At 75.1% G+C, this 854-nt stretch carries 1 pseudogene; it reads left to right on the forward strand.

Going from position 1 to position 854, the window contains the following annotated elements:
- Nucleotides 1-107: 107 nt before the first annotated feature.
- Nucleotides 108-854, forward strand: a pseudogene (locus tag AC2W7C_RS18555) (ATP-dependent helicase C-terminal domain-containing protein); the annotation flags it as partial.

Raw genomic sequence — 854 nt, forward strand, 5'->3', positions numbered from 1 at the left:
CGGAGGCCGACATCGAGATCGAGGATCGCCTGGCGCGCAGCCGTCCGGTCGGATGACGCTTGGTCCGCGTTCGCCGGCTCGGGTCGATCGTCGTCGGCGAGAAGGACATGGGGGCGCCGGACCGCGCCGCCGTCGCCGCCGCCCTGCGGAGCGAGGTCGAGCGCGACGGATTCGACGCCCTGCGCTGGGGCGAGCGGTCCTCGGCGCTCCGGGCCCGGCTGGCCTTCCTGCGCGGCCTGGAGGCGGGCTGGCCGGACGTTTCGGACGCCGGGCTTCAGGACGCGCGCGAAATCTGGCTATGGCCGTTGCTGGACGGCGTCCAATCGTTGGCGGCCGTGGCGGACGCGGCCCTGGAGGCCGGCCTGAGGGCGCTGATCCCTTGGGACCGCCAGCGCGCGCTGGACGAGCTGGCCCCGCCGCGCCTGGAGACCCCGCTGGGTTCCGCCGCCATCGACTATGCGGCCGAAGGGGGCCCCGCGTCGACATCCGCGTCCAGGAGCTGTTCGGGGTGACCCGCCACCCGACCGTGGGCGGCGGCCGTACGCCCCTGACCCTGGCCCTGCTGTCCCCGGCGCGCCGGCCGGTGCAGATGACCAAGGACCTGCCGGGCTTCTGGGCCGGCTCGTGGAAGGAGGTCCGCGCCGAGATGCGCGGCCGCTATCCCAAGCACCCCTGGCCCGACGATCCGGCCTCCGCCGAGGCCACCAGCCGGGCCAAGCCGCGCGGACCTGATGCGGCGAGATGGCCTCTTCGCGGATCGGCGTTCGGGCGTAGGATCGCCGGCGGAAGCGGAGCGACACCATGGACAGACGCGCGTTCGGCCTGGGCCTGCTCGGCGGCGCGGTCGCCGTGTG

The sequence above is a fragment of the Brevundimonas sp. CURTG3B2_SDJG genome (assembly GCF_057364705.1).